Annotated in this window: 15 protein-coding genes and 2 tRNA genes; 7 read left to right on the forward strand and 10 right to left on the reverse strand. The window is 70.9% G+C overall.

Annotated elements, in window-relative coordinates:
* Positions 1–640 precede the first annotated feature (640 nt).
* Positions 641–714: transfer RNA gene (locus tag ACS5PV_RS26240), tRNA-Cys, on the reverse strand.
* A gap of 251 nt (positions 715–965) precedes the next feature.
* On the opposite strand from ACS5PV_RS26240, the gene ACS5PV_RS26245 reads away from it, so the two are divergent.
* A tRNA-Asn gene (locus tag ACS5PV_RS26245) sits at positions 966–1,041 on the forward strand.
* A gap of 216 nt (positions 1,042–1,257) precedes the next feature.
* The gene (locus ACS5PV_RS26250) at positions 1,258–1,434 is read left to right on the forward strand and encodes a DUF1328 domain-containing protein (RefSeq protein WP_048431004.1); all 177 of its coding nucleotides are present in this window, start codon (positions 1,258–1,260) and stop codon (positions 1,432–1,434) included.
* Positions 1,435–1,537: 103 nt separating this feature from the next.
* Here ACS5PV_RS26250 and ACS5PV_RS26255 read toward each other — a convergent pair whose 3' ends face one another.
* Positions 1,538–1,756, reverse strand: a complete 219-nt coding sequence (locus tag ACS5PV_RS26255) for a hypothetical protein (protein ID WP_455398281.1) — start codon at positions 1,754–1,756, stop codon at positions 1,538–1,540.
* 477 nt (positions 1,757–2,233) lie between these two features.
* Here ACS5PV_RS26255 and sseA point away from each other — a divergent pair, with 477 nt between their 5' ends.
* The gene (sseA, locus tag ACS5PV_RS26260) at positions 2,234–3,076 is read left to right on the forward strand and encodes a 3-mercaptopyruvate sulfurtransferase (RefSeq protein WP_455398282.1); all 843 of its coding nucleotides are present in this window, start codon (positions 2,234–2,236) and stop codon (positions 3,074–3,076) included.
* A 51-nt stretch (positions 3,077–3,127) separates the two neighbouring features.
* Here the strand turns inward: sseA and ACS5PV_RS26265 are convergent, their stop codons facing one another.
* From ACS5PV_RS26265 to ACS5PV_RS26280, 4 genes are all read right to left on the reverse strand, one after another.
* On the reverse strand, positions 3,128–3,958 hold the full coding sequence (locus ACS5PV_RS26265; RefSeq protein WP_455398283.1) for an amino acid ABC transporter ATP-binding protein: 831 nt from the start codon (positions 3,956–3,958) through the stop codon (positions 3,128–3,130).
* Positions 3,959–3,966: 8 nt separating this feature from the next.
* Entirely contained in the window at positions 3,967–5,124 is a 1,158-nt protein-coding gene (locus ACS5PV_RS26270; RefSeq protein ID WP_455398284.1) for an amino acid ABC transporter permease, read from the reverse strand.
* A gap of 10 nt (positions 5,125–5,134) precedes the next feature.
* Positions 5,135–6,346 (reverse strand): amino acid ABC transporter permease, encoded by a 1,212-nt coding sequence (locus ACS5PV_RS26275; protein ID WP_455398285.1) that lies wholly within the window; start codon positions 6,344–6,346, stop codon positions 5,135–5,137.
* Positions 6,347–6,415: 69 nt separating this feature from the next.
* Positions 6,416–7,438, reverse strand: a complete 1,023-nt coding sequence (locus ACS5PV_RS26280) for an amino acid ABC transporter substrate-binding protein (RefSeq protein WP_455398286.1) — start codon at positions 7,436–7,438, stop codon at positions 6,416–6,418.
* A 229-nt stretch (positions 7,439–7,667) separates the two neighbouring features.
* Here ACS5PV_RS26280 and metC point away from each other — a divergent pair, with 229 nt between their 5' ends.
* Positions 7,668–8,855, forward strand: a complete 1,188-nt coding sequence (metC, locus tag ACS5PV_RS26285; protein ID WP_455398287.1) for a cystathionine beta-lyase — start codon at positions 7,668–7,670, stop codon at positions 8,853–8,855.
* A gap of 277 nt (positions 8,856–9,132) precedes the next feature.
* Here the strand turns inward: metC and ACS5PV_RS26290 are convergent, their stop codons facing one another.
* Positions 9,133–9,726, reverse strand: coding sequence for a pyridoxamine 5'-phosphate oxidase family protein (locus tag ACS5PV_RS26290; RefSeq protein ID WP_455398288.1), 594 nt, complete (start codon positions 9,724–9,726; stop codon positions 9,133–9,135).
* A 124-nt stretch (positions 9,727–9,850) separates the two neighbouring features.
* On the opposite strand from ACS5PV_RS26290, the gene ACS5PV_RS26295 reads away from it, so the two are divergent.
* Positions 9,851–10,159: a hypothetical protein gene (locus ACS5PV_RS26295; protein WP_455398289.1), complete on the forward strand. Its 309-nt coding sequence runs from the start codon at positions 9,851–9,853 to the stop codon at positions 10,157–10,159.
* Here ACS5PV_RS26295 and ACS5PV_RS26300 read toward each other — a convergent pair.
* Entirely contained in the window at positions 10,129–10,854 is a 726-nt protein-coding gene (locus tag ACS5PV_RS26300) for a gamma-glutamylcyclotransferase (RefSeq protein WP_455398290.1), read from the reverse strand. The genes ACS5PV_RS26295 and ACS5PV_RS26300 overlap by 31 nt on opposite strands.
* A gap of 159 nt (positions 10,855–11,013) precedes the next feature.
* Here ACS5PV_RS26300 and ACS5PV_RS26305 point away from each other — a divergent pair, with 159 nt between their 5' ends.
* Together ACS5PV_RS26305 and ACS5PV_RS26310 are read left to right on the forward strand one after the other, a co-directional pair.
* Positions 11,014–11,325 carry a hypothetical protein gene (locus tag ACS5PV_RS26305; protein ID WP_455398291.1) on the forward strand — a complete coding sequence of 104 codons (312 nt, stop codon included), beginning with the start codon at positions 11,014–11,016 and terminating at the stop codon, positions 11,323–11,325.
* A gap of 179 nt (positions 11,326–11,504) precedes the next feature.
* Positions 11,505–11,789, forward strand: a complete 285-nt coding sequence (locus ACS5PV_RS26310; RefSeq protein WP_455398292.1) for a hypothetical protein — start codon at positions 11,505–11,507, stop codon at positions 11,787–11,789.
* A gap of 4 nt (positions 11,790–11,793) precedes the next feature.
* Here ACS5PV_RS26310 and ACS5PV_RS26315 read toward each other — a convergent pair whose 3' ends face one another.
* Together ACS5PV_RS26315 and ACS5PV_RS26320 are read right to left on the reverse strand one after the other, a co-directional pair.
* On the reverse strand, positions 11,794–12,519 hold the full coding sequence (locus ACS5PV_RS26315) for an alpha/beta fold hydrolase (protein WP_455398293.1): 726 nt from the start codon (positions 12,517–12,519) through the stop codon (positions 11,794–11,796).
* A gap of 106 nt (positions 12,520–12,625) precedes the next feature.
* Entirely contained in the window at positions 12,626–13,102 is a 477-nt protein-coding gene (locus ACS5PV_RS26320) for a hypothetical protein (RefSeq protein WP_455398294.1), read from the reverse strand.
* Between the last annotated feature and the right edge of the window lie 248 nt (positions 13,103–13,350).

Consider the following 13,350-nt stretch of genomic DNA (forward strand, 5'->3'; position numbering starts at 1 on the left):
CCAGGTACGGCGCCACCAGCGCCCATTCTTCATCGGACACGTCGGACGGGTAGGCGGGGCGATCGGCGCTCATACCCCTCAACGCCCACGCTACGTCATAAGTTCATAACACGCTCTAGCTCTCTGTAGGTAACAAACAGTTCGGGGTCTTTCAGTCAAGTTCGTGCTTCGCGCCTATGCGGAGCGGGATGGCAGTAACAAGGGATCGTGATGGGCATGCGAACGACATTCGCGATGCGGACGTTCGAGATCCACCGGAAGCGGCTACAGCCAGGCAACTGGGATGTAATACCTCGTTCCAGCCGGTAGATCCGGAACGCAGAAGTCAGTCTGCGCCCTGAACCGAGACATGCTGCACTGCTGCTCTCCTTCGCGCTCGTCGCCTTCGATGGCGGTGAAGGCACCGCCGATAGGGCGGAGCGAGCCCGATTCCGAGCACAAGTCGCTGCAGGAGGTGGAGCGCTACACGAAGGCGACCAGCCAGATCCGGCCGCGGCTCTCGGGCATCGCCAAGCTATCGCCGGGCTGCAGCCGGAGACCTTGAGTGGGCAGCTGCCATGTCCCTATCGGCTTCGAAATCCGAAAATCCGGGACATTTCGGACTGAAACCACATGATTTCAGTCGCTTGGGAGAGAAGGGTGGAGGCCTCGCCCGGAATCGAACCGGGGTGCAAGGATTTGCAGTCCTCTGCGTAACCACTCCGCCACGAGGCCATCCGGGCCGGCGCTGGAAGCCGGCGATCGGGCGCGTCGGGCTCGTGAGCACCGGCTGCGCCGCCTCCCCGGCGTCGGGCGGACGACCCGGGGACGAGGGGTCATTAGCAGAGCCCGGCCCGGCTCCGCAACAGGGATCCGGCGGCAAAACCGCGGTCGGGGCCGCGAAATGAGCCGGCTCCCGAAAATCTCCCGGCCATCCAGAAATGCCTTGCGCGCCCTGCCCGCCTTGGGTAGAGGTCCCGCCGCGATCCCCGATAGCTCAGTTGGTAGAGCAGGCGACTGTTAATCGCCTTGTCGCAGGTTCGAGTCCTGCTCGGGGAGCCATCCGCTCCCGCCCGTCGCGAGACCGCCGCTGCGCCCGTCACGACCGGCGCGGCAAGCCCTGCACGGTCGTCCGCCGGCTTTCATCCGAAAAAACCGCATCCGAAAAAATCGGCGGAACCTGTCGCCCGGTCCGATGGTTTCTCGTTCAACTTGCTGCAACGCTTCTCTGCACGGCGCCGCGAAGCAATCCAGCAGCCTTCGATACGGGAGTTACCAATGATCGGCTGGGCTATCACCTTCCTCGTCGTCGCCCTCGTCGCGGCTCTGCTGGGCTTCGGCGGCATCGCCGGCACCGCCATGGAGGCGGCCAAGATCGTGTTCTTCGTGGCGATCGTGCTGTTCGCCGTCTCGGCGATCTTCGGCCTGATGCGCGGCCGTTCGCCCAGGATCTGACGCGTACCGGCGAGCGGGCCCAGGCAGGCCCGCCTCCCCGGACCAGGGCGGCCCCGCGGGGCCGCCTTTTTTGTTGGCCGGGGGCCGCACACGTGCCGTCGCTTCAGCCCTCGGCGGCGCGCCGCAGCCCGTCGGACGGCGCCGGGCGGGTCCGCCGGCGCGGCACCAGCCGGTGCACCGTCGCCGAGGGCAGCGGTCGCGCCGCCGCCGCACGGGCGGCGCGCAGGTCGGCGCAGAGGATCGCGGCGGCGAGATAGCCGCGGGCGGAGACCTCGATCCTGTCGGGACGGATCGGCCATTCGAAGCGGGCCGTGGCCTTCATCGCAACCCTCCCTGTCGCAGATCTTGTCGCGTCACAACGCTCGAGGCCCGCACGCGCCGGGCGCGGCCCCGTTCGATCTCCCGCCGCGGACGGGCGGGCCAGGCAGCCCTCGGAGTCTCGCTGCCTGGCCCGTCGACCACGCCCGGCCGTGCAAGGGAGAGTGGACACGGCGGGTGCAGTGCGGTGAGCGCAGCAAGCGTCGTGCCAGATGCGGCTCGGGTTGCCGGAAACGCGACGGGGCATCGGCCGGGCCTCTCGCGGGAGAGCGGATGCCCTCGTTCTAGGCAGGCCGTGCCGCCCCCTCGCTAACATTCGATAGGGAATCTCCCCGGTCCGGTCCGGGCCCGCGCAGGAAACGCCGCTTTCGCGCCCGGACGGGTGGCGGCCCCGCCCGGAATTCGGGCACAATGCGCCCGACGGGCCGTCACGGCCCCCCTTTTTTTCGGGCCGTCACGGCCCGCTCGGAGACACACAGGCATGTCGATCGGCCCCTTCGTCACGGCGGACTGGCTCGCAGAGCGGCTCGCGGCCCCCGACATCGTCGTGGTCGACGGCTCCTGGTACCTGCCGGCGATGGGCCGGGACGCCGAGGCCGAGTTCCGCGAGGGCCACATCCCGGGGGCGATCCGCTTCGACATCGACGCGGTGCGCGACGAGGGCAGCGCCCTGCCCCACATGCTGCCCTCGCCGGAGGTCTTCGCCTCGCGGATGCGCCAGATGGGCATCGGCGACGGCATGACGGTGGTGGTCTATGACGGGATGGGCCTGTTCTCGGCCCCGCGGGTGCGCTGGACCCTGAAGGCGTTCGGCGCCCGCGACGTCGCGATCCTGGAGGGCGGCTTCCCGGCCTGGGTCGCGGGCGGGCACCCGGTCGAGGGGGGCGAGGCGCGGCCCCGCGACCGGCGCCACTTCACCGCCCGCCTCGACCACTCGGCGGTGGCGAATGTCGGCGACGTGCAGCGCGCGCTCGCCGGCCAGGCGCAGGTGGTCGATGCCCGCTCGCCGGCGCGCTTCGCCGGCGAGGAGCCCGAGCCGCGGCCCGGCGTGCGCCCCGGCCACATGCCCGGCGCCCTGAACCTGCACTACGCGGCGCTCCAGGAGAACGGCCGGCTCAAGGACGCGGCCGCCTTGCGGGCGGCGGTGGCGCAGGCCGGCATCGACCTCGACCGCCCGGTCGTCACCACCTGCGGCTCCGGCGTCACCGCGGCGATCGTCGCGGTCGCCCTCGAGACCCTCGGTCGTCCGCCGCGTGCCCTCTACGACGGCTCGTGGTCGGAATGGGGCGGCCGGGCGGACCTGCCGGTCGCGACGGGGCGATAGGATTCGGGCCTACGGCCTTTTCGCCCGGCCGCGAGGCCGGGCGGCATCCCCTCAATGCAGGATCTGGCTCAGGAACAGCCGGGTCCGCTCGTGCTCCGGCGCGCGGAAGAACGCCTCGGGGGTGTTCGACTCGACGATCTGGCCCTCGTCCATGAAGATCACCCGGTCGGCGACCTGGCGGGCAAAGCCCATCTCGTGGGTGACGCAGAGCATGGTCATGCCCTCGTCGGCGAGCCCCACCATCGTGTCGAGCACCTCCTTGACCATCTCGGGGTCGAGCGCCGAGGTCGGCTCGTCGAACAGCATGATCTTGGGCGCCATGCACAGGGAGCGGGCGATCGCCACGCGCTGCTGCTGGCCGCCGGAGAGCTGGCCCGGATACTTGTGCGCTTGGTTCGGGATCTTCACCCGGGTCAGGTACTTCATCGCGACCGCCTCGGCCTCTGCCTTCGGCATCTTCTTCACCCAGATCGGCGCGAGGGTGCAGTTCTCGAGCACGGTCAGGTGCGGAAAAAGGTTGAAGTGCTGGAACACCATGCCGACCTCGCGGCGGATCTCGTCGATCCGCTTGAGGTCGTTGGTGAGCTCGATCCCGTCGACGACGATGCGCCCGGCCTGGTGCTCCTCCAGGCGGTTGATGCAGCGGATCAGCGTCGACTTGCCGGAACCCGAAGGGCCGCAGATCACGATCCGCTCGCCCCTGCGCACGCTGAGGTCGACGTCGCGCAGGACGTGGAAGGCGCCGTACCACTTGTTGACGCGGTCGAGCGACACCGCCGTCGGCGCGCTGGCGAGCCGCGCCGCCGAGGTGTTGCGGGGCGCGAGGTCTGGATCGGTCTCGGGCAGGAGGACGGGAGAGGTGGGAGCGGGGGAGGAAGCCATCGGGAATCTCACCGTGTCTGGCCGGCCGCGAGCCGCCGCTCGACGAAGCGGGCGTAGCGCGACATGCCGAAGCAGAAGACGAAGTAGAACAAAGCCGCGAAGGCGTAGCCGGTCATCACCACCGTCGGCGCCGCCCAGGCGGGATCGACCCGGGCCGACTCGATCGTGCGGATGAAGTCGAAGATGCCGACGATCGAGACGAGGCTCGTATCCTTGAACAGCGCGATGAAGCTGTTGACGATGCCCGGGATCACGATGCGCAAAGCCTGGGGCAGGATGACGAGGCGCATCCGGTGCCAGGGGCTCAGGCCCAAGGACATCGCGCCCTCGGTCTGGCCGCGCGGGATCGCCTGCAACCCGCCGCGCACCGTCTCGGCCATGTAGGCGGCGGAGAACAGCGCGATGCCGACGAGCGGCCGCGCCAGCCGGTCGACCGTGACGTCGCCGGGCAGGAACAGCGGCAGCATCACGTTGGCCATGAACAGCACGGTGATCAGCGGCACGCCGCGCCAGAACTCGATGAAGATGACGCAGAACAGCCGCACGATCGGCAGGCGCGAGCGCCGCCCGAGCGCCAGGAGGATCCCGAGCGGCAACGAGGCGACGATGCCGACGAGCGACACGATCAAGGTCACCAGCATGCCGCCCCAGAGCGCCGTCGGCACGGCGGGCAGCCCTAAGCTCGGCACCCCGGTGAGCAGCAGGTAGGAGGCGACCGGGAACACGACGAAGAAGTAGAGCGCGCCCCACGCGCGCTTGGGCGCGTCGAGCCACAGCATCCAGCCCACGCCGACCGCCATCAGGGCGAAGAAAACGTTCGGCCGCCAGCGCTCCTCGATCGGGTAGGAGCCGTAGATGAAGTAGTTGATCTTGGCTCCGACGAAGGCCCAGCAGGCGCCGACCGGGCGGCCGATCACCTCGGCCCGGCAGGCGTCGCGGTTCTCGCCGGTCCAGACCGCGTCGAAGACGAGGAAGCGCAGGAGCGGCGGCAGGGCGAGCGCGATGACGGCGAGCGCCGCCAGCGTCATCACGGCGTTGGCGGGGCTGGAAAAGAGGTTCTGGCGCAGCCAGGCCAGCGGCCCGGCGACCATCGAGGGCGGGGCCGAGGCGGGCACCGCCTCGCGGCGGACGAAGGTGAGCGGCAGGGGCTGGGAGCCGGCAGTCATTCTCTGGGCCTCACCGCTCGATCAGCGCGACGCGCCGGTTGTAGAGGTTCATCGCGAAGGCCGTGACGAGGCTGATCGTCAGGTAGACCGCCATGGTGATCGCCACCACCTCGACCGCCTGGCCGGTCTGGTTCAAGACGGTGCCCATGAAGACCTGGACGAGGTCCGGGTAGCCGATGGCGACGGCCAGCGACGAGTTCTTGGTGAGATTGAGGAACTGGCTCGTCAGCGGCGGGACGATCACCCGCATCGCCTGCGGGATCACCACCAGCCGCATCGTCGGGCCGGGCTGGAGGCCGAGCGCGCGCGCCGCCTCGGTCTGGCCGCGGTTGACCGCCTGGATGCCCGCCCGCACCACCTCGGCGATGAAGGCGGCGGTGTAGACCGTGAGCCCGAGGACCAGGGCGACGAATTCCGGGTAGAGCTGCATCCCGCCGCGCAGGTTGAACGTGCCCTTGACCGGAAAGTCGAGCGCCACCGGGGCGATCCCGACGAGCGCCAGCACCCCGTAGGCGAGGAGCGGCAGGCCGAGGATGAGGGCGGCGCCCACCGCCATGACCGGCAGGCGCCGGCCGGTCCGCGCCTGCTCGCGCTTCGCGTGGGCGCGGAACGCCAGGGTCCCGACGATGCCGAGGGCGAGGGCGAGGGGCAGCGCCCAGGCATCCGCCGCGAGCAGGGGCTTCGGCAGGTAGAGGCCGCGCTGGTTGAGGAAGACGGAGGTGCCGAGCGCGTAGGAATCGCGCGCCGCCGGCAGGCTCGCCAGCACCGCGACGTACCAGAACAGGAGTTGCAGCAGCAGCGGGATGTTGCGCAGGACCTCGACGTACACGGTCGCCAGCGTGCGCACGATCCAGTTCGGCGACAGCCGCGCCACGCCGACCGTGAAGCCCAGCAGCGTCGAGAGCACGATGCCGATGCCCGCGACGATCAGGGTGTTGGTGAGCCCGACGAGGAAGGCGGTGCCGTAGGTCGAGGTCGCGGCGGTGAAGGGGATCACCGTCTGGTTGACGTCGAAGCCCGCGGTGTTGCCGAGGAAGCCGAAGCCCGAGGCGACGCGGGCGTTGCGCAGGTTCTCGGCGGCGTTGCCGATCGCGATCCACGCCACCACGCCCACCGCCAGGAGCAGCAGGATCTGGTAGGCCGCCCCGCGGATGCGGGGATCGTAGAGGGGCGAGACCCGGGGCGGACCGGGCGGCGCATCGGCCGGGAGCTGCGTCGGCAAGGCGGTGTGCTCTGTTCTCGTGGCTCACGGGGGGAGCGGCGCCCGGGGGATCCGGGCGCCGCTGCGTCTTCAGCGGATCGGCGGGCCGTATTGCAGGCCGCCCTTCGACCACAGGGCGTTGAGGCCGCGCTGGATCTTCAAGGGCGAGCCCTGGCCGACGTTCTTCTCGAACACCTCGCCGTAATTGCCCACCAGCTTGATGATCCGGTAGGCCCAGTCGTTGGTGAGCCCGAGATCGGTGCCGTACTTGCCCTCGGTGCCGAGGATGCGCTTGACGTCCGGGTTGTCGGACGACTTCACCATCTGGTCGACGTTGGCTTGCGTGATGCCGGCCTCTTCCGAGTTGATCATCGCGTAGTGGGTCCAGCGGACGATGTCGGCCCACTGGGCGTCGCCCTGGCGCACCGCCGGTCCGAGCGGCTCCTTCGAGATGATCTCCGGCAGGACGATGTTGTCGTCCGGCGCCGAGGCGCGCAGGCGCTCGGCGTAGAGGCCCGAGGCGTCGGTGGTGAAGGCGTCGCAGCGGCCGGAATCGTAGGCCTTGAAGGTCTCGTCGGCGCTGGCGAAGGCCACGACCTCGTACTTGAGCTTGTTGGCCCGGAAGTAGTCGGCCAGGTTCAGCTCGGTCGTGGTGCCCTGCTGGGTGCAGACCGAGGCACCGTCGAGCTGCTTGGCCGACGTCACGCCGAGCTTCTTCTTCACCATGAAGCCCTGGCCGTCGTAGAAGTTGACGGCCGGGAAGTCGAGCCCGAGGGTCGTGTCGCGCGACATCGACCAGGTGGTGTTGCGCGACAGGATGTCGACCTCGCCCGACTGGAGCGCGGTGAAGCGGTCCTTGGCCGAGAGCGGGATGAAGCGGACCTTGGTGACGTCGTTGAAGATCGCCGCGGCGAGCGCGCGGCAGAAATCGACGTCGAGCCCGGTCCAGCGGCCCTGCGCGTCCGGCACGCCGAAGCCGGCCAGCCCCGGATTCGAGCCGCAGGAGAGGTAGCCCTTCTGCTTGATGCTGTTCAGCGTCCCCTGAGCCTGGGCGGCGCCCGCCAGCAGGGTGGCACCGAGCCCGAAGGCCAGGGCCGCAACGATTCTCTTCATGCGGTGTGCGTCTCCCGTTCCGGTCGCGGCCCCTGTCGGCCGCCGCCCGTTTGCCCAAGCACGATCGCTGCCTAAGCAAGAGGCATTCCAAGCGAAGCGGATTGCCCGGTCAAGGGGTTGGCCCGTGCGACGAACAGCCTAGACGTAGGCCAGGCTCTCACGGCCCGGCTTGACGGGAGCGCCCGGCCCGGGATGTGCTCCGGCGCGACAGTCACGCACCAGGGTTCCGATGAGCATTACCCCGCCCCGCGACAAGAGCCGCCTCGGCACCCGCACCCGCCTGGTCCATGCCGGCCGCGACCCGTCGCAGCAGCACGGCTTCGTCAACACTCCGATTTATCGCGGCTCGACGGTGCTCTACGAGAGCTACGACGCGCTCAAGCACCGGCGCTCGGAATACACCTACGGCACGGTCGGCACGCCGACGATCCGGTCGCTCGAGACCGCCTGGACCGAGCTCGCGGGGGCGGCCGGCACGGTGCTGACGCCGTCGGGCCTCGCCGCCGTCACGGTCGGGCTGCTCTCCTGCCTCAAGGCCGGCGACCACCTGCTGGTGACCGATTCCGCCTACCGCCCGACCCGGATCTTCTGCGACGGGTTCCTCGCCCGCTTCGGGGTCGAGACCACCTACTACGACCCGATCGTCGGCGCCGGCATCGCCGCGCTGATGCGCGAGAACACGAAAGCCGTGCTCACCGAGGCGCCGGGCTCGCAGAGCTTCGAGATGCAGGACATCCCGGCGATCGCCGAGGTGGCGCATGCCCGCGGCGCCTGCGTGCTGATGGACAACACCTGGGCGACGCCGCTGCTGTTTCCCCCGCACGAGCGCGGCGTCGACATCGCGATCGAGGCCGGCACCAAGTACCTGTCGGGCGGCTCCGACCTGCTGCTCGGCCTCACCTCGGCCAACGCCCGATACTGGCCGGCCCTGCGGCGCACCTTCGACGAGCTCGCGATCTGCGCAGGCGCCGAGGACGTGTTCCTGGCGCTGCGGGGCCTGCGCACCCTGCCCCTGCGCCTGCGCGAGCACGGCGAGCAGGCGCTCGCGCTCGCGCGCTGGTTCCAGGGCCGGCCGGAGGTCGCCCGGGTGCTGCACCCGGCCCTGCCGGAGGATCCCGGCCACGCGATCTGGTCGCGCGACTTCCTGGGCTCCTCGGGCCTGTTCTCGATCATCCTCAAGCCCTGCCCCGAGGCGGCGGTGGCGGCGATGCTCGACGGGCTCGAGCTGTTCGGGATGGGCTTCTCCTGGGGCGGGTTCGAGAGCCTGGTGATCCCGTTCGACTGCGCCCCCTACCGCACCGCCAATCCGTGGGCGCCCGGTGGGCCGGGCCTGCGGTTCCAGGTGGGATTGGAGGACATGGAGGATTTGACGCGGGACCTGGACGCGGGGTTCGCGCGGTTGCGGGCGGCGTCGTAAGTCCCTGTCGGGACATGAGATCCGGCGCTCAGGGACCAGCCTTGCCGCATCCTTTCGGGGCTCGCGGCAAGGCGAGGACTCGAGATGACGGCGGGCGTTGTCGATCTGCCGGTGCAATACCAACGGTCGTTGAAAACGACCTTTGGTTCCGTTCTCGAATTTTCGCCAAGCCTTTGGCTTGGTGTCGAAAACTCGAGATGGATCAATGGCCCGATGCGTCAGCATCTTGGGCCATTGGTATAAGCCTGCCTCTGAACTTCGATGGGCGCCGGATCGTCTACGGCGCCAGCCACGTCGCCGCCGGCTCCGTCCCGTCGAAGGTGAACAGCGCCCGCCGGTGCCCCGCCCGGGCGAGATATAGGAACTCGAGCCGGGCCGCCGTGAGCACCACCACGCGGAACTCCGAAAAACCCGCCTCCACCGCGGCGTCGTCCCGCGGCTGCAGGTAGGCGCCGCCCTCTCGCAGGGGCGTGCCGGGGCCGGGATCGGTGCCGTAGCAGACCCGGCTCATCGGCCGCGACGCCGCCCAGGCGGCCCGGGCCACCTCGTCCTCACCGTGAAGGCGGGCGGTGCCCTCGATCCGGACCTGGATCTTGGCCTTGGCGTCGTAGGCGTGGAGCGCCGCCCGGGGATCGGCGGCGATCTCGGCCGCCTTGGCGGAGCGGGCGTCGCAATGGATGCGCAAGGCGCGGGAGGCCCGGTCGACCCCGCGCAGGACCACCGTGCGCAGGCGCGGCGCGCCGTCGCGACCGAGCGTGGCGAGAGCCGGCGCGTGGAAGCCGCTCTGATGCGCCGCCCCCTCCTCCAGCCGGCGCCAGGCCTCGGCGAGGCAGGCCGCGAGGTCGTCGTAGAAGGGGGGCAGCTCGGTCATGCGGGGCTCGCACCCTCCGGTTCGTTCACCAATCTAGGGCACGATCCGGGGAACCGGGATGCCCCGGTAAAGCTTGTCTCAGCAAAGCTTGTCCGTACGATCGCTCGTCCCGAGGTTGCCCACCATGACGCTCCGCACGACGCTGGCCTGGCTGCCCTTGACGGCCGCGCTCACGGCCCTGCCGGCGATGGCGGCCGACATGCCCGCCGGCTATGCGGCGCGCGGCGGGGCCGAATTCTCCGCCGGCTGGCGGGCGCCGCCGCCCCCGCCGCCCGCCGTCGCGCTCGAGGCGGACGTGGTCGTGGCCGTCCCCCCGCCCCGCCGGCTCCTCGGCTTCGGCTACGCGCCGGTCCTGCCCTATTACGGCGTCTCGACCGGGCCCTACGGCTACCCGCCGCGGCCTCAGCCCGGCGTCGGGGTCGGGCTGTTCTGAGGCTCGCAGGCGGCGAGCCACTCGGCCACCAGCGCCTGCATGGCGAAGAGGTGGCGGTCGCGGATGCCCATCGCCTCGCAGGCCGCCACCGTGTTGAGCAGGTACTCGGCGCTCGGGCCGATCGGGCCGCAGGCCGCGGCGATGTGCGCGGCGATTGCGTCGTCGGTGAGCCGGCCGGCGTAGCGCTCCCCGGTCCGGTCGGCCACGAAGGCCAGTGCCGGCACCGGGCCGTCCGCGGTCTCGGCGGCGACCCAGCGCGCCGCATAGCCGCGCCCGCGCATCTCCCGGCGCCAGACCGGCCGCACGGATTGCCGCAGGTCGTCTCCGGCGATCCGGTAGGCGAGGCCGCGGCACTGCCCGCCCCGGTCGAGGGCGAGCATCACCCCGGGCCGCTCCGGCGTGCCGCGAAAGCCCCGCTGCCACAGGCAGAACCGGCGGTGCCAGCCCCGCACCCGCGCCTCGCGCGCCTCCGTGAACGGGAATTCCGGCCGCCACATCAGGGCGCCGTAGGCGAACAGCCACAGGGTGTTCGCATCGCCGGGCTTGGCGGCGAGCGTCGCGTCGAGGCGCGCATCGGCCTCCGCCTCGCCCATCAGCGCCATGCCGTAGCCGGGGCCGCGCCCGTCCTCGGCCACCGGGTGGGGATGGGCCCGGGCGATCAGCGCGGCGTCGAGCGCGAGGGAGCGTTTCAGCATCGTGGCCGTTAGTCGTGGAGGGTGCGGCAGCGCGGCTGTGGGCCAAATCGTGCCGATCGGCTTTTCCGCCAAGCGTGGCCGCCCCATGTTAGTGCCGTGCTAAACAGCACGGGTCCAGGGTGTTCGGGACCGGGTCGTCCCGGAAATGGAGGACGCGTCATGGCCATCACGGGTCGCTTCAATTTCCGCAAGACCCTCACCGGCAAGCTCGTCCTGCAGGTCGAGACCGAGCGTCGCTCCTGGTGGCCCTTCGCCCGCAAGGCCTCGCCGGGCCACGTCTGGCGCGACGCCGCGCCGAAGGACCTGACCGCGGTGGAATTGCAGCAGCTGCTCAACCTGCGCCGCAACCCCGGCTACATGCCGCGCAACCCGGTGATCTTCATGATGGGCCAGGGCCAGAAGGACGCCCCCTCCGCCGAGGTGGTGACCCTGGCCGCCCACCGCGCCGCCGGCCAGCAGCAGGCGGTGTGATACGGCTCTACAGGCTTGAGCGAAGCCGACTTCCGCATTGCGAAAGCGACCCGGCCGGATCGCCTGAAGCAATCGGTCGGGGGTCGTAGGATCGCGGCACCGCTCGCGCCCGGCCGCGTTGTCCCGGTCCAAGAGGCCGGGTCGACGAATGACGGCCCTCGCGAACGGGAGAGCGCAGCATGGGCATGACCTCCGTGAACCAGGCCGTGATCGAGGCCCTGTCGGAGCAGATCGTCACGACCTATTGCGACGCCGCCGGATCCGCCGAGGCGCCGGCCCGCGCCCGGCTGATGGGCGAGATCATGCACGCCATCGAGGAGCCGGTGGGCACCCGCACCCTGGCCGAGCAGGGGCCTGAGCGGGTCAACGCCGTGCTCGCCGACTGGGAGGCGCAGGAGGGCCGCAGCTTCGGCCTGAGGCTGATCGAGATCGATCCCGGCCGCACCCTGGTGACGATGGGCTGACGGATCAGCCCCTGCCGAGCGCGACCAGGAGCTCAGCCAGCGGCCCGGGGGCGCTCACCATCGCGTCGTGGCCGGTGGCCAGATCCCGCCAGCCCCAGCCGGGCTGGCGCCGGACCCAGTCCTTGACCCGGTCGAGGGTGGCGTAGGACGGCGCGGTGCAATCGACGTAGGTGCGCGGCAACCCGTTGCCGACCGGGCCGCGGATCGGCAGCGGGCTCTCGTAGGTGCTCAAGGGATGCGGGGTCAGGCGCCGCTCCACCCAGGCGGCGTCCGCGGGGTCGAGCACCCCGAAGGCGGCGGCCGGGGGCGGCGGCAGGCTCAGGCCCCCGCTCGACTCGTCCGCCGCGCGGCGGCGGGCGGCCACCACCTCGGGCGGCAGCCCGTCGAAGGGGGCGCGGCCGGCTTCCGCGATGAGCGCGTCGAGGTAGACGAGGTGGCGCAGCCGCTCGGGCATCGCCTCGGCGACGCCGCTGATCGCCAGTCCCCCGAAGGAATGCCCGACCAGCACGACGTCGTCGAGCTCCTCGGCCGCGATCACGCCGGCGACGTCGCGCACGAAGGTGTCGAGGGTGATGTCCTTCGCGAGGAGGTGCGCGCGCTCGCCGAGGCCGGTGCAGGTCGGGGTGAAGACCCGGTGGCCTTGCGCCCGCAAGGCATCGGCGACGCGCACCCAGCACCAGCCGCCGTGCCAGGCGCCGTGCACCAGCACGAAGGTCAGACCATCCGGCATCCCGCCCCTCCCGTCGTCATGTTTCGGGAGAGCCAAGCGCGAACGGCGGCGGCGCGCAAGGTCCTCAGCGCAAGGTCCTCAGCGCAAGCCCCTCAGCGAACGTCCGTCACTCGTCCGCCTCGTCCCGGTCCTGCCGGTTCGCGTCGAAGCCGGCGATCATCCGCTCCAGCGACTGGAAGCTGCGCACCGCCTCCTGGGTGCGGCCGGCGGCACACTTGCCCTCCGCCGAGCGGTACCACAGCAGCATGCTGTTGAAGGCGTGCTGGTGGGGCGCCTCGGCGACGCGGGCGCGCCGGGCGGTCTCGGCGTCGAACCAGATCCGCACGGCGTGGCCGGCATTGGTGCAGACGTCGGCCGAGGGCGGCAGGGCGGCGCGGGAGACGGTGGGATCGCACAGCATGGCGAACCAGATCGCCCCGGCGGCGAGGCCGGAGGCGCCGACCATGCCGGCGGCGCCGCGCAGGCGCCGGCGCCAGTCGGGCCGTGTCGGCTCGGAGGCCGGCAGGGCCTCCACGGCCTCGGGCCAGCAATGGGTGTAGTGCACCGAACCGTCGGTGTGATGGTGGGGCCACGGATGGGTCATCGAGCACCCCCTTCGGGCAGGGTGGGACTCCGGAGCCTCGCGTGGGCGATCAAGGTGGCCGGGTCGCAGAAGGTCGGCAGGAGGGTCGCGGCAGACCGAAAAGCCGCGGCCGATCGCCGGACGATCTTGCGGCGGCATCGGGACCTCGCGAGGTGAACGGATCTTAAGCCTTGGACCCCCCGGCCCGGCGTGTTCCAGCGCACATTCCGCGCGCAGGGGTGGATGATTTTCCGGTCTCCCTGCCGTTC

This window comes from Methylobacterium sp. Gmos1 (assembly GCF_053764715.1).